The sequence below is a fragment of the Longispora albida DSM 44784 genome, from assembly GCF_000379825.1.
Taxonomy (GTDB): Bacteria; Actinomycetota; Actinomycetes; order Mycobacteriales; family Micromonosporaceae; genus Longispora; species Longispora albida.
Window position 1 is genome coordinate 628,952 of record NZ_KB903825.1, and the last position, 19,949, is coordinate 648,900.

The following is a 19,949-nucleotide window of genomic DNA, read 5'->3' on the forward strand; positions in this document are numbered from 1 at the left end:
TTCCCGCTTCGGGCTCTTGGGTTTCGCTCTTCGCTCTTGATCTGACCTGAAGTGGCCCGGTGAGGGCGGATCTGGCAAGCATCGGAGCTTCCCTCGTACCGGTGTTGTACGTGGGAAGCCCCGATGCGCAGTCCAGATTCGTCCTCACCGGGTCCAAACGGTCAGATGAGGCCGTGGCGTAGGGCGTAGGCCACCGCGTGGGAGCGGTTGCGCAGGTGGAGCCGGCTCGTGATGTCGTGCAGGACGTTCTTGACGGTGCGCTGCGAGTACGACAGCTTCAGCGCGATCTCCGCGGTGTCCAGCCCGTCGGCGACCAGTTTCAGGACCTGGATCTCCCGCTCGGCGAGCCCGGAGAAGGTCAGCCCGCGCGGGCCGAGCACGTGCCGCTGCACCTGGCCGACCTGCGAGAGCAGCCGGCCCAGCAGGTCGGGCGGGATCACGCCCTCCCCGGCCGCCGCGCTGAGGATCACCGACACGAGCCGGTCCGGCGTGGCCTCCGAGCGGCGGATCAGACCGCCAACGCCGACCTCGACCAGCGCGACCAGGTCGGCGTCCGCGAGCTGCCTGGCCACCACGACCAGCTGGTGCACTCCGGCGCACCGCAGGCTGCGCAGCAGCCGCAGCGCCTCCTCGTCCACAGTGTCCACGACCATCACCGCGACGGCTGCCCGTTCGAGCTCGTCGTCGGCGAGGATCTGGATCTCGGAACGGTGCCGGAGCTGACCGGCCACCCCGGCGTGGGAGATGGGATCGGCGGCGTGCAGATACACGGGAACCCTACTCATCGTCATCACTTGTCTCCTGTCCCGGGAGGAACCTGGCAGGCAACACAAAGAGCATGACCGATGCCCGTCAGCGCACAGTCAACGTGGGCTCAACGGGCGAAGCGTTCTGCCCGAAGGTGTTCCCGCGCGGCGGTGTCCGCACGCGCGGCCGGTTCCTACTCTCACGATCATGACGACTCAGGCCGTTCTGGCATCCACTGTGCTCGAAGTCGTACCGGGCGGGCAGGTCACCTGCGAGCTGACCCTGCGCAACAACGGCACCGTCGTCGAGGAGTACCGGTTCGAGATCGCCGGGGACGCGGCCCCCTGGACGACCACCGAACCCCCTGTCGTCAGCCTGTACCCGGGCTCGGAGACCACCGTCCTCATCGTCTTCCAGCCGCCCCGCTCCGCGCGCGTGCCGGCCGGCGACGTGCCGTTCGCCGTGCGCGTCATGCCGGGCGAGCACCCGGAACTGGGCGTGGCACCGGAAGGCGTGATCCGCGTCCTCCCCTACGCCGACCTCACCGCGGAGATCATCCCCCGTACCTCGAAGGGGCGGCGGGCCAGGCACGAGGTCGCGATCGACAACCGGGGCAACCTGCCGATCGTCGCGAACCTGACCGGCGCCGACCCGGACGACAAGCTCACCGTCACGCCCCGGCCCGGCATCCTCACCGTCGCGCCGGGCGAGGCCGTCTTCGCGACAGTGATCGCCCGCGCGCGCAGACGGCACTGGCGCGGGGAACCCCTCACCCACCCCTTCCACGTCATCGTGTCCACCGAGGACACCCCGCCGATCACGCTCGACGCGGCGATCGTGCAGTCCGCGGTGTTCTCGCGCGGCGCGATGCGGGCACTCGCAGCACTGGTCGCGCTCGTGATCGCGTGCGTCGCCGCCTGGTACCTGCTGCTCAAGCCAGCAGTGAAGACGACAGCCAGGGAATCCGTGAAGGAACCGCTGTCCCAGGTGGCCGGCCAGGCAGCGGCGGCGGAGAAGAAAGCCGACGAGGCGCTGGCCAAGAGCGGCGGAGGGGGCGGCGGAGGCACTCCCACCCCTGCCCCGTCGCCGTCCACGTCGGTACCGCCGAAGCCGGTCGACGCCGGCTACCGCTACCGCCTGGAAACGACCGTCACGAACGGCGCGACCGGCACATCGACGCTCACCCTCGGTGCGAAGACCTCACTGAGCATCACGGATCTCGTCTTCGAGGCCCCGCAGGGCGACGCCGGGAAGATCGAGCTGCTGGTCGACGGCTCCGTGCTCATGACACTGTCGCCCGCCAACTTCCGCGACCTCGACTACCACTTCGGCACCCCGATCGAGGTCCCGGCCGGCAAGACCGTCGTCCTCCGCAGCGCCTGCCAGACCGCCGGCCCCGCACTGGTCGGCACCAGCTCCGGCAGCTGCCGCACCTGGGTCCTCCTCACCGGCATCTCCCACACTGCACCATAGGGGTTTGGGGGCTGTCCCCTTAGGCAGGTTCCCTTTGCGCTCCGGCCCCAGGGGGCCTCCGCGCAAAGCGAACCGGGGACAGCCCCCAAACCCGTGCCCGGGCGCCGTTACCCACATGACGCCTGCCGGCGCTTCGCGGTTGGACCAGTTGTGGTCGGGGTGGGAAACCCGTGGTCTACTTCGCGTCGCCGTAGCAGTTCACGGCTTTGACTCCCACCGGGAAGCGCACCGCCGTCTCCCCGAACAGCAGCCGGCCGGCCTGCTCCGCGCTTCGCTCCACGGCTGCCGACGCGGCCTCGGCCACCTCGGCCGGGCAGTGGACGATCACCTCGTCGTGCTGGAAGAAGACCAGGTCAGCGCCCGGGATCTCCCGCAGCTCCCGCCGCAGCCCGGCCACCATCGCCAGTGCCCACTCCGCAGCCGTCGCCTGCACCACGAAATTCCGGGTGAACCTGCCACGGGCTCGCGCGGCTCTCCCCCGGCTGCCGCCGCCTTCCGCACCGTCGTTGTCCGTCCACATAGGCCCAGGGCCGTCGCCCCCGCTCGTCCCGGCCTCGGCGGCGAACCCGCTCTCGGCGCCGCCCGCCAGCTTTCCCCACCACGTGGCCGACGGGGCCGGGCACGTGCGCCCCAGCAGGGACCGGACGAGCCGTCCTTCCTCACCAGCCCGCGCCGCCTGCTCGACCACCTCCAGCGCCACCGGGAAGCGCTTCCGCAGTGTCGCGAGTGGAGCGGCGGCCTCGCCGCCCGTCTGCCCGTACATCGCGGCGAGCATCCCGATCTTCGCGCGCTGGCGGTCGCCGCCGAAGGCCTCGGCTGCCAGGCCGGCATACAGGTCGACGTCGCGCGCGGCCTCGGCCAGCCGCCGGTCGCCTGCCATCGCCGCCAGGATCCTCGGCTCCAGCTGGCCGGCGTCGGCGCAGATCAGCACGTGCCCCTCGTCGGCGATCACGGCCCGCCGGACGACCTTCGGGATCTGGAGGGCCGCGCCGCCCCGGCTGGCCCAGCGCCCCGAGACGACCCCGCCAGCCACGTACTCCGGCCGGAACCGGCCATCGCTCACCCACGTGTCCAGCCACGACCAGCCGTGCGCGACATACAGCCGGTACAGCTCCTTGTACTCCAGGAGCGGCCGGACAGCCGGATGGTCGATCTCCTCCAGCACCCACTTCCGGGTCGACGGCAGCCGGATCCCGGCCCGGGCGAAGGCCTTGATCAGCTCGGCTGGCGAGTCGACATGGAAGTGCTGCCCGCCCAGGGCCGCGACGACCTCGCCAGCCAGCTCCGTCAGCCGGCGTGGCGGCAGCCCCGGAGCTGCCCGCTCGCCGAGCAGCTCCACCAGCAGCGCGTCGTGGACGTCAGCCCGCCACGGCAGCCCGGCGTGCCCCAGCTCCGCCGCCGCCAGCGCCCCGGCCGACTCGACCGCGGCCAGCAGCCGGAAGGCCCTGTCCGGCATGCTGGCCTGCTGGGCCTCGTGCACCGCCACCAGCGCGTCCAGCGGGTCGACGCCGGCCGGCAGCCCGCCGTCCAGCTCCACCGGCTCGAACAGGGCCGGCTGGGCGTCCCGCTCCCGGTACGGCGGGTCGGGTGGCACCGGGGCTCCGGTCAGCCGGGCCCACGCCGCCGGCAACGCCCTCGGCTCGCCCCACCGCCCGGCGTGCCCGGACAGCAGCGCCTCGGTCAGCGCGACATCGTGGCAGGCGTCGACCCGGACCCCGGCTGCCAGCAGCTTCGGATAGATCGCCGGGGTGTCCGCCCACACCCACCGCACGCCGGGCCTGGCGAACCCCGCCGGGCCGCTCAGCCGCTCCTCTGCCCCGCCGTCGACAGCACGCAGCCGGTAGCCGCCCTTGGGCTCCTCCACGACCGCGATCCGCTGCACGGCACGACTGTGCCACACCGGTACGACACTCTCCGGGTACTCCGGCCCGGCCGTTCTCTGTCACCATGGCCCGATGGCCAAGTACTGCACCCACTGCGGCACGGAGTTCCCCGGCGACACCTGGCCCCGGGTCTGTTCCGGCTGCCCTGAGGTCACCTACCGCAATCCGCTGCCCGTCGCGATCGCCGTCGTGCCGGTGGCCGGCGGCGGGCTGCTGGCGGTCCGGCGGGCGATCGAGCCGCAGCTGGGCGAGCTGTGCCTGCCGGGCGGGTTCATGGAGTACGGCGAGACGTGGCAGGAGTCCGTGGCCAGGGAGCTGCGCGAGGAGACCACGATCGTCACCGACCCGGCCGCCGTGCGGCTGCACACCGTGCACAGCAGCCCCCGGCACGTGATCGTGTTCGGCATCGTCCCCGAGATCCCGGCGGCCCCGAAGGCCCTCACCGAGGAGGTGAGCGGCTACGCCGTCCTCACCGGGCCGCTGCCGCTCGCGTTCCCGCCGCACACGCTGGTCGCCGCAGAGTACTTCCGGGCCGGGTAGGAAAGGCGACGGCCCCGTACGCGTGGTGGCAGTACGGGACCGTGCGGTCTGGACGGGAGAGCGTTACTTCACGGCCCCGGAGGTCAGGCCGGACTGGATCTGGCGCTGGAAGAAGGCGTACACAACGATCATGGGGATGATCGACATGGTGAGCGCCGCGAACAGCGGCCCCCAGTGCGCCTCGTAGCCGGCCGTGGTCGAGATCTGCGCGATGCCCTGGGTCAGCACGTACTTGTCCTCGACCCCGCTGCGGCCCTGCATGAGCACGCGGGGCAGGAGGTACTGGTTCCACTGGCCGATCACGTTGAAGATCGTGATGCTGATCAGGCCCGGCTTGGCCATCGGCATCATGACCCGGAAGAACAGCCGGGTGTGCGAGGCCCCGTCGATCATCGCGGCCTCGGCCACCGAGTGCGGCAGCGTCTTGAAGAACGCGGTCAGGAAGAAGACCGTGAACGGCAGCGAGTAGGCGATGTAGACCAGGACCAGGCCCGGGGTCGTGCCGAGGCCGAGGAAGTCGCCGATCCCCGGCGTCTGGCCGAGGTTGCGGACGATCAGGAACAGTGAGGGCAGGCCGAGCACGACCGGGAAGGCCAGGCCGGAGATGAAGAAGTAGTAGAAGAACCGGTTGCCGGGGAACTTGTACCTGGCGATGACGTACGCGGCCATCGAGCCGAGCAGCATCGTCCCGAAGGTGCTGAACGCCACCACGACCACGCTGTTGAGCATCAGCTTGCCGATCCGGGCGTGCTCCCAGGCGTAGGCCCAGTTCTCCCAGCGCAGCGCGCCCGGCAGCGTCCACGCGTCGCCGAAGATCTCGGAGTTCGTCTTGAACGACGACGCGAACGTCCACAGCAGAGGGACGATCACGACCAGCGCCCAGCCGGCCAGCGCGATGTGGCCGAGGGTCATGAAGGATTCGGTCGAGCTTCTCTTCTTCGCCATGTCAGTACTCGATGCTCTCGCGCTTGGTGACTCGCAGCGAGATCGCCGCGAAGGTGAGCGTGCAGAAGAACAGCATCACGCCCATTGCGGAGGCCATGCCGTAGTTGCCTGCCCCGATCTTGTTCACGACCTCCATCGACAGCACGGTCGTGGAGAAGCTCGGGCCGCCGCGGTTGACGCTGAGCACGTCGACCAGGGCGAAGACGTCGAAGGCCGCGATGCCGAGGTAGACCCAGCCGACCTGGATGTTGTCCCAGAGCAGCGGCAGGGTGACCTTGTAGAACATCGTCCAGCGGCTGGCGCCGTCGAGGTCGGCGGCCTCGTAGATCTCCTTGGGGATGGAGCTCATCCCGGCGGAGAACAGCACGACGTAGAAGCCGACCGCCTGCCAGACCATCACGGCGATGATCGACAGCAGTGCGATGTTCGTGTCGATCAGGAAGCCGATCTTCGGCAGGCCGAGCTTGTTCAGCGCGCCGTTGATCAGGCCCGAGTCGTCGGGCCGGTAGATCGACTGGAACAGCACCGCCACGATGGGCAGGGCGAGGAGCTGGGGGAAGAAGAACACCAGGCGGTAGAACTTCGACCCCCGTACCCCCGAGGTGACCCCGCCCTTCGCCTTCCCCCCGACGTTCAGGAAGAAGGCGAAGATCAGGGCGATCACGATGGTGACCAGCGGCATGATGAGCAGGATGACCCCGTTGTGGGTCAGCGCCTTCCAGAACTCCGGAGTGTCGGTGAACAACGTCGTGAAGTTGTCCAGGCCGACGAACACCGGAGGCACGTCCGTTCCCCGGTACCGCGTCAACGAGAAGTAGAACGAGTAGCCGAAGGGCACCCACACGTAGAACACGTACAGGAGGACGGGCAGTGCCAGGAAGCCCGCTACGAATCGATACTTACCATGCCGCATGGTCGTCCCGTTCCGGTTAGCGCTTGATCTTGGTGACGGACGGGTCCTTCTTGACCTTGTCCGCCGCGGCCTGGAGGACCTCGACGTACTTCTTGGCGTCGATCCGGCCGAAGAACAGGTCGTTCGTGGCCGAACGGGCCGGAAGGCCGAGGCCGTCCTTGTAGTCGTCGGCCCAGTAGAACGTGAAGACGTCCTTGCCAGCGCCGCTCAGCGCCTTCTTGGCCGACTCGGTGCCCGGGGTGACCTTGACGGCGTCTGCGGCACCGGCCACCGAGGTCAGGGAGCCGGTGAGCTTGGTGAACTCGGCGGCACCCTTCTTCGACAGCATGATCCGGGCGTACTCCAGGGCGCCGGCCAGGTTCTTGGCCTTGGCCGGGATGACGTACGGCTCGCTGGCCGTCGCGTGCACCGAGGTCACCGGGAGCTTGGTGGTCTTGCCGGTCGGCACGTTCATCATCGCGTACTCGAACGTGGCCGGCGTGTCCTTCTTCTGCTCACTCTCGAGCCAGGAGCCGGACGGGTAGATCGCCAGGGAACCCTGGTTCTGCTTGAGCTGGACCTCGGTGTGCTTGAGGCCCTCGAACGCCTTGTCCGAGTACTTCGAGCCGATCATGGCCCAGTACTCGGCGGCCTGGAGCACAGCCTCGTGCTTCCACGCGCCGTCCTCGAGGTTGTCGAGCGCCTTCAGCACGCCCGCGCCACCGATCTTGGCGGCGCTGGTCATGATGACCTCGAACATGTAGTACGCGGCGTTGGCGCCCGCGTAGCCGAACGGCGTGACGCCGGCGGCCTTGATCTTCTCGCAGAGCGCGGTGAACGCGTCGAAGTCCTTCGGCGCGCCGTCCCAGCCCTTCTCCTTGAACTGGTTGGCGTTGAACCACAGGCCGTACACAGTGAACACGTAGTTCAGCTGGAGCGACTCACCGTTGAAGGAGCCCGACTCGATCGTGCCCGGGATCAGGGTGTCCCTGACGGTCTTGCCCGGGGTGTCCAGCGACGGGGCCGCCCACAGCTTGTCGAGCAGCGACAGCTGCTTGTCGCCGACGAGCTTGCCCATGTTGACGGCCTTCTCGCCCGAGTTGTTCAGGAAGTCCGGCACGTCACCGCTCTGGAAACGCGGGCCGATGACCGGGTCGATGTCCTGGATGCCCTCGTGCTTGACGGTGGCCTTCGGGAACTTCTCCTTGTACATCTTCTCGTGTACTTCGGTGGCGTACTTGTCGCTGTAGCCACCGGGGAAGATCACCACGTTGAGGGCCGCGTCGTCCTTCACGCCGAACGGGTTCGCGACGTTGGAGTTGTCGACCTTCGTGTTGTCCTTCTTCTCGCTGCTGCTGCCGGTGGCGCAGGCGCCGAGCAGGCCAGCGGCCGGGATCGCGGCGCCGATCGCGGCGGCACGGGTGATCACCTGGCGGCGGGAAACCTCACCAGGCAGGTCAGGGGTGTCAGACATTTTTCTCCTCGGTTCGGGTCAGGCGGGACACCGGCTGGTGCCGGCGTACCGCGACTCGAGGGCAGTGGTGTGCAGGTCCCCGCAGGGGACGTTCGCGGGCAGCACGGGGGGTGCGAAGCCCGCAGCCTGGAGCGCGCCGCCGCCTCCCAGCGGCCGCGCCGCGTCGCCGTGAGGCGCGCCTGTGAGATGCCTTCGCTCCGGGGAGCCCGGCCCTCTAAGTGCCGGACGGCGAGTTACCCCGCGACGCGGCGCTGTCAGCTGGTCGGCGATGGCCGTCGCCGCCTGCTGAACTCTGGTGTTCCCGGTGGTGGTGCTCATGACTCGCCCCCGACGGTGGGGACGGCCTTGCGCCGGCGGCCCGGGACCGTACCCGGCATGCCCGGCTGCTCGTCCCGGTGCCCGGCGACGGCGTGGGCCGTGCGGCGGAAGGCCGCGTGGCTGCGGTCGTGGGTACGCTGCGCGACGGCCACGTAGACCAGGTCGAGCACGACGAGCTGGGAGTGCCGGGCCGACAGGGCGTCCGGCCGGTAGGCGATCTCGGTGGCCGCCGTCGTGAGGACGATGTCGGCCAGCTCGCCGAGCGGCGAGCGGGGGAAGCTGGTGAGCGCGACGGTGGTCGCGCCGTGGCTGCCGGCCTCGGCGAGCATCTCGATCGTCTCGCGCGAGCCGCCGGAGTGGGAGATGCCCAGCGCGACGTCGCCCGGGCCGAGCAGCGCGGAGGACGCGAGCCCGAGGTGGACCTCCGTCCACGCCCAGGAGGCCACGCCGATCCGGTGCAGGCAGATCTGGAGTTCCGCGCCGACCAGCGCGCTGCCGCCGATGCCGTAGATGTCGACGCGCTTGGCTCCGGCGATGGCCGTGGCCGCCGCGTCGACGGCTTCGAGGTCGAGCAGGGCCGCCGTGCTCTCGATCGCGCGAGCGTCGGCGACGATGATCTGGTTGAGCACCCGGTCGAGCGGGTCGGTAGGCAGGATCTCCCGGCCGATGTCCACGCTCCAGCCGGCCGCCCGGGTCGCGGCGCCGGCCTCGGCGGCAACAGCCAGCCGCAGCTCCGCGTACCCCTCGAAGCCGAGGGCCCGGCAGAACCGGGTCACGGTGGCCGGCGAGGTACCGCTGCGCTCGGCCAGCTCCACGATGGTCGCGCGGGCCGCGCGGGCCGGGTCGGTGAGCACCTGCTCGGCGACCCGCTGGAGTGCCCCGGTCAGCTCCGGCAGCAGAGCCCGGATGCGGACCAGCACGTTCTCGCCCACGGCCAGCTCGGCCGCGTAGCTCGACACCTGCTCGGTCACGATGATCATCCTTGTCTCTCGGCAGCCGTCTCGTGGCGAAAATTATTACCGCGCTGACCTTCAAGTCAAGCCCGTGGTTCAGGTTTTCAAACTGTTACTTAACAGTTCCAGTCGCGCTGACTGTTCGTGCGTGATAACAGCTCTGTGCGCGCAGAATATGACACGAACGTGGGCCACGCCACAAGTACGGGCTGACCATGCCCGGTTTCGGGGTACCTTGCGCCAGATGTCGGCCGGATTCGTCTCGCTGGATGGAATGGGCCGCCCAAGCTGGGGCGGAACAACCACCGGTTCGCGCCCGCGTCGAGCGTCCAGCCGGGGCGAAAAAACTCTTTTCACGGCGCGTGAGCCTGAAAATCAGGCGTCACGCACTGTGAAAACGGCCCCTGAACAGGGAAAAGGCGGGAGGCTAGTCGCGCAGGGCGTCGAGGGCCAGGATCGCGACGTGCAGGGAGAGGCAGTCCTCCGCCGACTCCAGGTCCACATTGAGCAGCCGGCCGATCCGGTTCAGCCGCTCGTAGAAGGCCGGGCGGGACAGGTGCAGGGCAGCGGCCGCCGCCGACTTGTTCCGCCCGCAGGACAGGTACGCGCGGAGGGCACCGAGCAGCTCCTCGCCCTGCGCCCCGCTCCGGGAGGTGAGCAGTGGCCCGAGCTCGCGTTCGACGTAGGTCTGGAGGCGGGCGTCGCCGCGCAGCAGGTGGAGCAGGCCGCGCAGGCCCACGTCGGTGAGCTGGTAGTACGGGGCCTGGCGGGTGGCGTGCCTGGCGACCTGGGCGACCTGGCCTGCTTCGAGGAGGCTCCGGCGGGCCTCGCGGATCTCGTCGACCCCGCTGCCGGCACCGATCACGAGGGCCTGGCTGCTGCCCTTGTGCACGGCCTCGGCGAAGGCGGCGAGCGCTGCGGGCTCCCGGTCGGCGGCGGGCAGGGCCAGCAGCACGCCGACCGAGTGCTCGTCGAGCGCTCCGCACAGGCCCGGCAGCCGGGTCTCGCGCAGCGCCGCGCCCACCCCGTCCGTCAGCTCACGGAGCTGGAGCTGGGCGGCCACGGGGCTGCGCCCGCCCTGCTTCGCGGCACCGGCCGGGTCGTCCTCGCGGCGGCGGAGGACCAGGCCGACGAGGCGGCGGCGCTCCAGGGGTACACCCAGAGCTCTTGCCCGCAGGGCGATCTCGGCAGCTGACCGTGAGTGTTCGAGCAGGCCGGTGAGCAGCGTGCGGTGGACCTGGTGTTCGAGGCCTTCCTCGTCACGGCGCACCAGCCGGTCGAGAGCGAGCGTGGACGCTGCGCGTTCGAGCAGGATGATCAGGCGGGAGGGCGGCGGGGCGTCGCCTGCGTAGCGCATCAGGAGCCGGCCCCAGTCATGCCCGCGAGCGCCGACAGTGGTGCTCAGCCAGCCTGTCGCCGGGTCGTAACTCGTCCGGCCCTCCCCGCGCAGGCTCCGGCTGAAAGCCTCCCAGCCAGCGAGCAGCAGCTCTGCGCGATCGCTCGCCGGATCGTAGGCCAGGACCTGACGAGCAAGATTTTCGAGTACGACGGGAGCGTGCGCGAGCTGAGCGACCTCCCGCACCACATCTGCGGGGTCGGCGCCCTCGACGGTCAGCTCGGTGAAGCGCTGGTGGATCTCCTCTGTCGCGGTCAGCTCGGCGAGCTGCGCGTCGAGGATCAGCGCGTGCACGGCCTCGGTGATCGGCACGAACGGCGTGGCCCGGTGCAGCTCGACCAGCGGCAGCCCGGCCCGTTCCGCGGCGATCACCATCGACTTCGGCACGGCGAGGGTGTACCGCCGCCCCAGCTCCACCACCAGCCCGGAGCAGCCGACCTCGGCCAGCTCCGCGATGAAGGTCCGCAGGCCCGCGTCGCTGGCAGGCATGCCGATGCCCGTCGTCAGCACCAGCTCGCCGCCGCGCAGCAGGCCGGCGATGTCCGGTACCTCGGCGGAGTGCACCCACCGCACGGGCCGGTCCAGCCCGGCGGCACCCGCGACCACCCGGGGCGCGCCGTGGCGCACCGGGTCGAGGGCGAGCACATCCCGGACGGTGGGGAACACGTCAGTCCTCGCGGCCCAGCTCGTAGAAGGCGACGGCGGCCGCCGCCGCCACGTTCAGCGAGTCCACGTTGCGGCGCATCGGGATCTTCACCGGCACGTCGCTGGCCTCGATCGCGTGCCGGGACAGCCCGGGACCTTCGGCCCCGAGCAGGATCGCGGTCCGCTCGCCCTTCGCGGCCTGCGCGAGCGGGACAGCCTCGGGAGCAGGGGTCATCGCGAGGATGGTGAACCCGGCCTTGCGCACGTCGGCCAGCGCCGAGGGCCACGGGTCGAGCGTCGCGTACGGGATCGCGAACACCTCGCCCATGCTCACCCGCACCGACCGCCGGTACAGCGGGTCGGCGCAGGACGGGGACAGCAGGACGGCGTCGATGCCGAGCGCCGCCGCGCCCCGGAAGATCGCACCCAGGTTCGTGTGGTTGTTGACGTCCTCGAGGATCGCGACCCGGGTGGCCGTCTCCAGCAGCTCGGCCGCCGGTACTGGCTCCTTGCGGTGGAAGGACGCCAGCACGCCACGGTGCACGTGGAAGCCGGTGATCGCCTCCAGCACGGCCTGGTCGGCCGCGTAGACCGGGGCGTCGGTCTCGGGGAGCTGGCCGACCCGCTTGGCGTCGACGAGGAAGGACCTCGGCCGGTACCCGGCGCGCAGTGCCCGGCGCAACACCAGCTCACCCTCTGCGACGAAGAGCCCGTGCGGCGGCTCGAACGCCGTCCGCAGCGCGACGTCGGTCAGCGCCCGGTAGTCGGCCAGGCGCGGGTCGTCGGGGTCGGTGATGGTGATGATGCTGTTCGGCACCCCGCCATTGTCGCCGGCCACGGCTACCGTCCGCCGGCGGTACACCTCCCAGCCTTTGATCTTGATCTCGCCCTTGATCTTGATCTGAGGCAAGGTGGCCCGCTGAGCGGAAATCTGACAAGCAGCTCAGATTTCCGCTCAGCGGGTCGGCACTACACGGGCTTATCGGCCTCTTCGATGGCCTTCACTTCTGCGGCGGCGGCTTCCTTGATCGCTTCGATCTCGGCGTCCGGTTCCTCGGTGACCACCGGAACGGCCGGTGTGCCGCCGCCGGAGCCGTCGCCCGAGAACGCGTTGCCGAGCGCGTCGCCGATCCCGCCCAGGGCCTTGGTCAGCTCGGCCGGCACGATCCAGACCTTGTTCGACTGGCCGTTGGCGATCTGCGGCAGGGTCTGGAGGTACTGGTAGGCCAGCAGCTTCGGGTCCGGGTTCGCCGCGTGGATGGCCTCGAAGACCGTCCGGATGGCCTTGGCCTCACCCTCGGCCCGCAGCATCCGTGACTCCCGGTCACCCTGGGCCCGCAGGACGGCGGCCTGCCGGTCACCCTCGGCGGTGAGGATCTGGGACTGCTTGACGCCCTCGGCGTTCAGGATCGCGGCCCGGCGGTCCCGCTCGGCGCGCATCTGCTTCTCCATCGAGTCGCGGATGCTCGGCGGCGGCTCGATGGCCTTGATCTCGACCCGGGTGACCTTGATGCCCCAGCGGCCGGTGGCCTCGTCGAGCACGACGCTCAGGTGCCGGTTGATCTCGTCCCGGCTGGTGAGGGCCTTCTCCAGGTCGAGGGAGCCGATCACGTTCCGCAGGGTGGTGACGGTCAGCTGCTCGATCGCCTGGAGGAAGCTGGCGATCTCGTAGGTGGCGCGGCCCGGGTCGATCACCTTGAAGTACAGGACAGTGTCGATCGAGACGACCAGGTTGTCCGAGGTGATCACGGGCTGCGGCGGGAAGCTGACCACCTGCTCACGCATGTCCACTTTGGCCCGCACGGACTCGATCACCGGGATCAGCAGGTTCAGCCCCGGGGTGAGGGTCCGGTTGTACTTGCCCAGCCGTTCCACGATGTCGTGCCGCTGCTGCGGCACGATCCGCACCGACCGCATCAGGATCACGACGAGCAGCAGCACGAAGGCCGCCACGATGAGCAGGATGAGTTGATCCATCAGTCCCTCCAGACCAGCGCGGTAGCGCCATCGACCTTCATCACTTGTACTCGTTCGCCCGGCTCGATGATCTGCGTGGCGTCATAGGCCCGCGCCGTCCAGATCTCCCCGCCGATCTTGATCATTCCCCGCCGGCCGTCCACCGTCTCCAGAACGAGGGCTTCCGAGCCCTCGATCGCCTCGATCCCGACCGGGATCGAGCCGGACCTGGCGAGCCGGTGACGGCGCAGCACCGGCCTCAGCAGCATCAGTGACAGCCCCGAGCCAGCGCCGAACACGAGAAGCTGCGCCCACTCGGGAGCGCCGAGCGCCGCCGCGCCGGCGGCCAGCAGCGCGCCGAACCCGAACATCAGCAGCACGAAGGTCATGGTGAACACCTCGGCGACCGCGAGCGCGATCCCGAGCACGATCCACACCACAGCGGCTTCCACGCCTCGATGGTGACAGGTTTCACGATCCGCTGCGACCCGTCCCGGCCGGGCCACGCCGGGTGACCGGTTCCACATGAATCGTGGGACCCCTCATGCCGTCATAGCGACGTCAGGGGTCCCACACCCTGCCGCGCACCCCGAAAGCCCGCGACTCGGCGGAGGGTGTGACCGCAACACGCCCAGAAATTGTTAGGGTGCCCATCGGAACTCAGGGAGAAGAATGTTGCACGTCACCCACCCCGACAGCCCTGCCGCCGCCCGGCAGCGCGCCCAGCGGCGGATCGCGTACCGCAGCTGGGAAGGTGAAGCACTCCGCCCCGGTGAGCACGCCGGCACCGGGTACACGCGTGGCGCCGTCGTTCTCGCCAGCCCGGCCGGGGCGGTGTCCTACACGGACCCGTTCGTCTCGCACGCCGCGGCGCAGGACTTCGAGTACGCCCACTGGACGACCGAGCCCGTCACCGTGCCGTTCGCCTTCACGGACCTGATCGCGTCGTGGCAGGTGAAGACGCCGGAGGGTACGTGGGTCGAGATCGCGGTGCAGGTGCACGGCACGGCCGGCGCGTCGAGCTGGCTGACCCTGGCGCGCTGGGCCGGCGACGACTCCACTGTGCACCCCACGTCGGTACCGGGCCAGCGCGAGGCCACCGGCCGGATCTCCACCGACGCCTGGCTGGCCGCCGACGGCAACCGCGGCCTGAGTTACCGGCTGCGCGTGACGATGCTCCGCCCGGCCGGCACCGAGCTCTTCCCCACCCTCACGTACCTGGGCGCGGTCGTGTCGGCGCTGCCCACTCCCGGCGAGCCGAGCCGGCACGCCGGCGTGGTGCGCACCCTGGAGCTTCCCCAGTACTCGCAGCAGATCCACGCCGGGCAGTACCCGCACTGGGACGGCGGGGGCAACTCGTGGTGCTCGCCGACGTCGACCAGCATGGTCATGCACTACTGGACGGACGGGCCGTACTCCGACGAGTACGCGTGGGTCGAGCCGCACTACGAGAACAGGCACATCCACCACGCCGTCCGGCACTGTTTCGACTACTCGTACGGCGGGGCCGGCAACTGGTCGTTCAACACTGCCTACGCGTCCCAGTACGGGCTCAACGCCTTCGTCACCCGGCTGCGTGACCTGACGGAGGCCGAGGCGTTCATCGCGGCGGGCATCCCGCTCGTCGCGTCGATCCGCGTGATCGAGGGCGAGCTGGACGGGGCCGGGTACACGACGCAGGGCCACATCGTCGTCGTGGCCGGCTTCACCGAGACCGGCGACGTGGTGTGCCACGACCCGGCGGCGCCGACGCCGGGCGAGGTCCGCCGGGTCTACCGCCGCGACCAGTTCGAGCTGGCGTGGCTGGGGGCGAGCGGCGGCATCGTCTATGTGATCCACAACCGTTCTGTCCCTTTGCCCCCTCCCCCGGCCGAGGCCAACTGGTAAGGATGGACGGGTGAACCCGGGAGCGTGGATCGCGGCGGCAGCCCTGCTGGCGGCGGTGCTCGCCGGGCTGGCCTGGCAGAGGGGTAACGGACGGATGCGCGAGACCCGCGGCGACGGGCCGGACCTGGCCCATCTGGGCGTGGAGCCGGGCCAGGTCACGCTGCTCCAGTTCTCCTCGGCGTTCTGCACGCCCTGCCGGGCGACGCGCGCGCTGTGCTCGGACGTGGCCGGCCGCCTCGACGGCCTCACGCACATCGAGGTCGACGCGGAGAGCAATCTGGACACTGTCCGCGAGCTGAACATCCTCCGCACGCCGACCGTCCTGATCGTCGACCGCTCGGGGCGGATCGTACGCCGGGCCAGCGGCCAGCCCACCCGCGCTCAGCTCATGGCCGCGGTGTCCGCGCTCCTGTAGGCTCTTGGCCACGCACCGCAACCCCCCGCGCTAGGGCGTGCTCATGCAGATCGATCCCCGTGGCCCCCGGTTCGCCGCAGCGGTCACCACTGTCGTCTTCGTCCTGATCCTGGTCACCGGCTCCGGCTGGCTGGCGCTGGCCCAGGCGGCCGTCTTCGCGCTCGGCACGGCCGGCCAGTCACCGTACGCCATGTTCTTCAAGGCTTTCGTGCGGCCGCGCCTCGGCCCGCCGTCCGAGATGGAGGACGCGGCGCCCGTCCGCTTCGCGCAGGCCGTCGGCCTGTTCTTCGCCCTGGTCGCCGCCGCTGGTTACCTCCTGGACCTGCCGGTGGCGGGCATGGTCGCCGCGGCGTTCGCTCTCGTCGCGGCGTTCCTCAACGCGGCTTTCGGGCTGTGCCTGGGCTGCGAGGTCTTTCTCCTGTACCGGCGGGCGCGCGGCTAGTGAGCGGTCCTGTAAGCGGACATCCCCAGGTCGTTGTACCGCTGAGCCTTGTCGTAGCTGCTCCGTTCCTGGAGCTGAAGCAGATGTTGGCGTGGGCGACGGCCGGCTCGCGATGGCCGGTGAGGTCCTGGCTCACGCTGATGCGCCCTTGCGGGGTATCGACGGCCTCGTCGTGCCTCCCGACGCAGACGTACGCGCCCCGGGCCCGTTGAGCAGGATCGCGGCCTGGCCAGCGCGTGCTGGTTGGTGGCGATGAAGTCGGCCATCGTCGTCGCCGTGTGGAAGTAGTGGGTCAGCAGAACCTTTGCAGGCTCGCCGCCGCGTTTCCCGGGAGATGCACGAGACGGGCCTTGCCAGCTTTCCCTGGTGGGAGCCACGCCGTCTGAGGTGTCTTGACGTTTCCTTGACGGCGGGTAGGGTCTGGGCCTGGGTGTGCCGGGAAGTCTGGTCGGCTCCCGTATCGCCATTTGGGGCGTGCGGGGTGGCTGACCGGAGGTGTGTGCGATGCACGCCAGTGATCTCATGCGGGTGTACCCGGTGGTGGAACGTTCCACCCCTGCGGTGGAGGCCGCGCGTCTTCTGGCAGGGCAGAACCTGCCGGGCTTGATCGTGGTCGACGAGCAGCTGCGGCCGAGCACGATCCTTCCGGGCACACAGGTGCTGCGGCTGGCGGTACCGTCCTACATCCAGGACGATCCGGCCCTCGCCCGTGCGGTTGATGAGGAGCACGCGGATGTGTTCCTCGCCGAACTGGGCGACCGGACGGTGGCCGAGTGCCTGCCCGAGCAGCCGAAAGAACTCCCTGTCGTGGATGGCGACGCCACGGTGCTGGAGGTCGCGGCGCTCATGGCCCGGTCCCGCAGCCCCCTCGTCGCGGTGGTCGACGACGCCGGGGTGCTCGCCGGCGCGGTGACACTCGACGGGCTTCTCGACAGGCTGCTGGGTGACGGGCCGTGACGGCCGCTGGCTGGCTGGCGGTGGCGATATTCGCCGCTTCCTACGTGCTGATCATGACGGAGTGGGTGCACCGCCTCGCCGCGGCCCTGGGTGGTGCGGCGGTGATGCTGGCGCTGGGGGTGACCAACGGTGAGAAGGCGTTCTTCTCGCCGGAGACGGGCATCGCCTGGGATGTGATCTTCCTGCTGCTGGGGATGATGCTCATCGTCGCGGTCGTCAAACGCACCGGAGTGTTCGAGTACCTGGCGATCTGGGCGGCGAAGAAAGCGAAGGGCCGGCCGTTCCGGGTGATGGTGATCCTGGTCCTCGTCACCGCCGTCGCCTCAGCCGCACTCGACAACGTGACGACGATTCTTCTGATCGCACCCGTCACGTTCCTGGTCTGTGACCGGCTGGCGGTGCCGGTCGCGCCGTTCCTGATCGCTGAGGTGATGGCGTCGAACATCGGCGGGACGGCCACGCTGATCGGGGACCCGCCGAACATCATCATCGCCTCGCGTGCCGGGTTGTCGTTCAACGACTTCCTCGTGCACCTGGCCCCGTTCGTGATCGTGCTCCTCGGGGTGTTCGTCGCCGTGTGCTGGTGGCTGTTCGGCCGCAAGCTGCGCTACGACCCTGATCGGGCGGCGCAGGTGATGAAGCTGAAGGAACGCGGGACGATCCGCGACCGGCGCCTGCTCATCGTCTCCGGCGTTGTCCTGACGGCGGTACTGGCCGCGTTCAGCCTGCACAGCGTCCTGCACCTGGAACCCGCGGTCGTCGCGATCGTCGGCGGCCTGCTGCTCCTCGGCGCGTCACGCCTGGACGCGGGTGATGTGGTCCGGGATGTCGAGTGGCCGACCCTCGCATTCTTCGCCGGCCTGTTCGTGATGGTCGGCGGCCTGGTCTCCACCGGCGTGATCGGCCAGGTGTCAGAAGCCGCGGCAGGGGCAGTGGAGGGCAGGCCGTTGCCGGCGACGATGGTGCTGCTGTGGGGCTCGGCCGGGCTGTCCGCGATCGTGGACAACATCCCATACGTCGCCACGATGGCCCCCATCGTCGCGACCCTCGCGGCCACCCCCGGCACGGGCGGGCAGGTGCTGTGGTGGGCACTGGCCCTGGGCGCGGACCTGGGCGGTAACGCCACCGCGATCGGCGCGTCCGCCAACGTCGTCGCGCTGGGCCTGGCGGAGAAGGCCGGCCGGCGGATCGGCTTCTGGGAATTCACCCGCTCAGGGCTCATCGTCACCGTCATCACCCTGTTGCTGGCCACCCCCTATCTGTGGCTGCGGTACTTCGTCCTGGCCTAGAAGCACCATCCGCCGATCCACGGGGGAAACCGTCATGCTGTTTCGGCAGTTGCGCATCCGGATCGTCCGCATGTCCGGCGCCACCATCCTGGTGGCCTCCGGCAAACTCGACCACACCACCGCCGCGAAGCTGGTCACCGAACTCGACGCGGTCGCAGCACCCCTGGTGGGGAGGCTGATCCTCGACCTCGGCGAGGTCTACGACACGGACCTCGCCGGCCTCGGCGCCATCGCACACGCCGCCCGCGTCGCCCGCGCCCACGACCGGACGGTGCACCTAGTCCGGCTACAGCCCCACGTCCTGCGCCGGCTGCGCACCGCCGGGCTGGAGGAGGCGTTCTGCGTGCACGAGCACTTCACCGACGCCCTCGCCGGGCACGAGACCGGCGAACCCAGCCAGCCCCTGGGAGGCAGCGTGCTGCCCTCGATCGAACCTCCCGGACCAGCCAACCGGGCATCGGGGCACGAGCCCGGCGACGAGGGCCACGCAGCCGTCACGCAGCTGTGACCTGCGGAAAGGGGCCGATCGGCGGATCGGTGTCTGGCGGTTTACCTGGCTGGGGAGTCTGACGGTGTCACACAGCCTGCGTGTCCGGGCGATCCGGATGCCCGGCGCCACGATCATGGTGCTGTCCGGACCGCCCATGCCCAGGACCGCCCCGTGCGTCTCGTGCAGACCCAGCCGCAGGTCTACCGCACCCTGGTCACCACTGGCCTGCGCGGCGGATTCGTGCTGCACGAACACCTGACCGGCGCCCTCGGCGGCCCCGAGCAGCATGACCCGGACGCCGGCATCCCGGAACCTCGCCGTACCGCCGGACGGGCCGGTCTGGTAGCCGTGGCCTGAACCGCGACAGGCCCCATGCCCGCCCCGGCTCAGCGGGGCTGGTTCCCCGAGCGCCGACCGCATTCACGGGGGAGTCCGGGGGCAGCCTGAGCGAAGGTGTGCCGGGAAGCCTGGTCGGCGGTGTTGTCCCCCGCTGCGGGAAGGACCCGGCCGACGTGCGCCTGTATCGCTGTCTTCTGTGTTGCCGGGTGTCTGGACTTCCTGCGCCTGGCTGCGGGTCCTGTGTCTTCTCGGCGGGTCCGGTGCGGACCCGGACGAGGAGGTCCGCAGCGACCAGGTGTGGATCTCCTGACGTGAGGCCAGCGGGGGTCGCGCGAGACGGGGGCGGCCCCGCCTGGTACGTCTGGTCAGCTGGTCTTCCGCGCGTAGAAGCTGCGTGCCTTGGCCCGGTTGCCGCATCCGGCCATCGAGCACCAGCGGCGTCCCCTGTTCCGGGAGATGTCCACGAACCACAGGATGCAGTCCGGGTTCGTGCAGGGCCGGATGCGGTCGCCGTACTCCTTCACCAGGTCCAGATAGGACACCGCCGCCCGCCACGGCAGCTCCCACTCCGGCTCGTCGATGACGACGCGCTCCTCCGGGCCCTCCGTGGTCAGGTACGGGGCGATGCGGCCGTGGGACAGGACGTCGTTGAGCGGGGCGGGGTCGCCTGCCAGCGCCGAGCGGAGCGCGGCCCGGGTCTGGCGCAGGGGGGCGATGCCACCGTCGCCGAGGGCGTAGCCGCCGATCCACCCCGCGGCGTCGCCGGGCTGTTCGAGCAGGTCGTGGTACACGCCGGCGTGGTACCACTCCGTGTTCACCAGGTCGAGGGGCAGCGGTTCGCCGATCAGGGGCCTGTCCATGCCACGAGTTTAACCGGTCACATCTCGTTGACGGGTTAGATGATCACG

At 70.0% G+C, this 19,949-nt stretch carries 20 protein-coding genes; 9 read left to right on the plus strand and 11 right to left on the minus strand.

All coding sequences use genetic code 11. From position 1 onward, the window contains the following. Positions 1-161 precede the first annotated feature (161 nt). Entirely contained in the window at positions 162-785 is a 624-nt protein-coding gene (locus A3G1_RS0116705; RefSeq protein ID WP_026212207.1) for a response regulator transcription factor, read from the minus strand. A 169-nt stretch (positions 786-954) separates the two neighbouring features. On the opposite strand from A3G1_RS0116705, the gene A3G1_RS35265 reads away from it, so the two are divergent. After that, the gene (locus A3G1_RS35265) at positions 955-2,220 is read left to right on the plus strand and encodes a COG1470 family protein (protein WP_157641180.1); all 1,266 of its coding nucleotides are present in this window, start codon (positions 955-957) and stop codon (positions 2,218-2,220) included. A 175-nt stretch (positions 2,221-2,395) separates the two neighbouring features. Here A3G1_RS35265 and A3G1_RS35270 read toward each other — a convergent pair whose 3' ends face one another. Beyond that, complete coding sequence (locus A3G1_RS35270) at positions 2,396-4,102, minus strand: bifunctional 3'-5' exonuclease/DNA polymerase (protein ID WP_018350624.1); 1,707 nt, start codon at positions 4,100-4,102, stop codon at positions 2,396-2,398. Between the two features lie 73 nt (positions 4,103-4,175). On the opposite strand from A3G1_RS35270, the gene A3G1_RS0116720 reads away from it, so the two are divergent. Then, positions 4,176-4,643 (plus strand): NUDIX domain-containing protein, encoded by a 468-nt coding sequence (locus A3G1_RS0116720; RefSeq protein ID WP_018350625.1) that lies wholly within the window; start codon positions 4,176-4,178, stop codon positions 4,641-4,643. A 63-nt stretch (positions 4,644-4,706) separates the two neighbouring features. Here A3G1_RS0116720 and A3G1_RS0116725 read toward each other — a convergent pair whose 3' ends face one another. From A3G1_RS0116725 to A3G1_RS0116760, 8 genes are all read right to left on the minus strand, one after another. Next, positions 4,707-5,588: a carbohydrate ABC transporter permease gene (locus A3G1_RS0116725; RefSeq protein ID WP_018350626.1), complete on the minus strand. Its 882-nt coding sequence runs from the start codon at positions 5,586-5,588 to the stop codon at positions 4,707-4,709. A gap of 1 nt (position 5,589) precedes the next feature. After that, complete coding sequence (locus A3G1_RS0116730; RefSeq protein ID WP_018350627.1) at positions 5,590-6,501, minus strand: carbohydrate ABC transporter permease; 912 nt, start codon at positions 6,499-6,501, stop codon at positions 5,590-5,592. Between the two features lie 16 nt (positions 6,502-6,517). Then, on the minus strand, positions 6,518-7,954 hold the full coding sequence (gene ngcE / locus A3G1_RS0116735) for an N-acetylglucosamine/diacetylchitobiose ABC transporter substrate-binding protein (protein ID WP_018350628.1): 1,437 nt from the start codon (positions 7,952-7,954) through the stop codon (positions 6,518-6,520). Between the two features lie 314 nt (positions 7,955-8,268). After that, on the minus strand, positions 8,269-9,252 hold the full coding sequence (locus A3G1_RS0116740) for a MurR/RpiR family transcriptional regulator (protein ID WP_018350629.1): 984 nt from the start codon (positions 9,250-9,252) through the stop codon (positions 8,269-8,271). A 400-nt stretch (positions 9,253-9,652) separates the two neighbouring features. Then, positions 9,653-11,287, minus strand: a complete 1,635-nt coding sequence (locus A3G1_RS0116745; protein ID WP_018350630.1) for a PucR family transcriptional regulator — start codon at positions 11,285-11,287, stop codon at positions 9,653-9,655. Position 11,288: 1 nt separating this feature from the next. Then, entirely contained in the window at positions 11,289-12,104 is an 816-nt protein-coding gene (locus A3G1_RS0116750; RefSeq protein WP_425411392.1) for a TrmH family RNA methyltransferase, read from the minus strand. 131 nt (positions 12,105-12,235) lie between these two features. Continuing rightward, on the minus strand, positions 12,236-13,243 hold the full coding sequence (locus tag A3G1_RS0116755; RefSeq protein ID WP_018350632.1) for an SPFH domain-containing protein: 1,008 nt from the start codon (positions 13,241-13,243) through the stop codon (positions 12,236-12,238). Next, entirely contained in the window at positions 13,243-13,611 is a 369-nt protein-coding gene (locus tag A3G1_RS0116760) for an NfeD family protein (RefSeq protein WP_051110573.1), read from the minus strand. The genes A3G1_RS0116755 and A3G1_RS0116760 overlap by 1 nt, the downstream gene beginning before the upstream one ends. Before the next feature lie 283 nt (positions 13,612-13,894). Here A3G1_RS0116760 and A3G1_RS35275 point away from each other — a divergent pair, with 283 nt between their 5' ends. From A3G1_RS35275 to A3G1_RS0116795, 7 genes are all read left to right on the plus strand, one after another. Beyond that, complete coding sequence (locus A3G1_RS35275) at positions 13,895-15,109, plus strand: C39 family peptidase (protein WP_018350634.1); 1,215 nt, start codon at positions 13,895-13,897, stop codon at positions 15,107-15,109. 10 nt (positions 15,110-15,119) lie between these two features. Next, positions 15,120-15,524 carry a TlpA family protein disulfide reductase gene (locus tag A3G1_RS0116770; RefSeq protein WP_018350635.1) on the plus strand — a complete coding sequence of 135 codons (405 nt, stop codon included), beginning with the start codon at positions 15,120-15,122 and terminating at the stop codon, positions 15,522-15,524. A gap of 43 nt (positions 15,525-15,567) precedes the next feature. Continuing rightward, positions 15,568-15,966: a DUF4395 domain-containing protein gene (locus A3G1_RS0116775; protein ID WP_026212210.1), complete on the plus strand. Its 399-nt coding sequence runs from the start codon at positions 15,568-15,570 to the stop codon at positions 15,964-15,966. Positions 15,967-16,470: 504 nt separating this feature from the next. Continuing rightward, on the plus strand, positions 16,471-16,923 hold the full coding sequence (locus A3G1_RS0116780; RefSeq protein ID WP_018350637.1) for a CBS domain-containing protein: 453 nt from the start codon (positions 16,471-16,473) through the stop codon (positions 16,921-16,923). Then, positions 16,920-18,212 carry an ArsB/NhaD family transporter gene (locus A3G1_RS0116785; RefSeq protein WP_018350638.1) on the plus strand — a complete coding sequence of 431 codons (1,293 nt, stop codon included), beginning with the start codon at positions 16,920-16,922 and terminating at the stop codon, positions 18,210-18,212. The genes A3G1_RS0116780 and A3G1_RS0116785 overlap by 4 nt, the downstream gene beginning before the upstream one ends. A 34-nt stretch (positions 18,213-18,246) precedes the next feature. Further along, the gene (locus tag A3G1_RS38655; protein WP_018350639.1) at positions 18,247-18,720 is read left to right on the plus strand and encodes an STAS domain-containing protein; all 474 of its coding nucleotides are present in this window, start codon (positions 18,247-18,249) and stop codon (positions 18,718-18,720) included. A 153-nt stretch (positions 18,721-18,873) separates the two neighbouring features. Beyond that, a complete protein-coding gene (locus A3G1_RS0116795; protein ID WP_018350640.1) occupies positions 18,874-19,059 on the plus strand; it encodes a hypothetical protein in 186 nt (61 codons plus the stop codon). A 347-nt stretch (positions 19,060-19,406) separates the two neighbouring features. Here A3G1_RS0116795 and A3G1_RS0116800 read toward each other — a convergent pair whose 3' ends face one another. After that, positions 19,407-19,901 carry a CGNR zinc finger domain-containing protein gene (locus A3G1_RS0116800; protein WP_018350641.1) on the minus strand — a complete coding sequence of 165 codons (495 nt, stop codon included), beginning with the start codon at positions 19,899-19,901 and terminating at the stop codon, positions 19,407-19,409. Between the last annotated feature and the right edge of the window lie 48 nt (positions 19,902-19,949).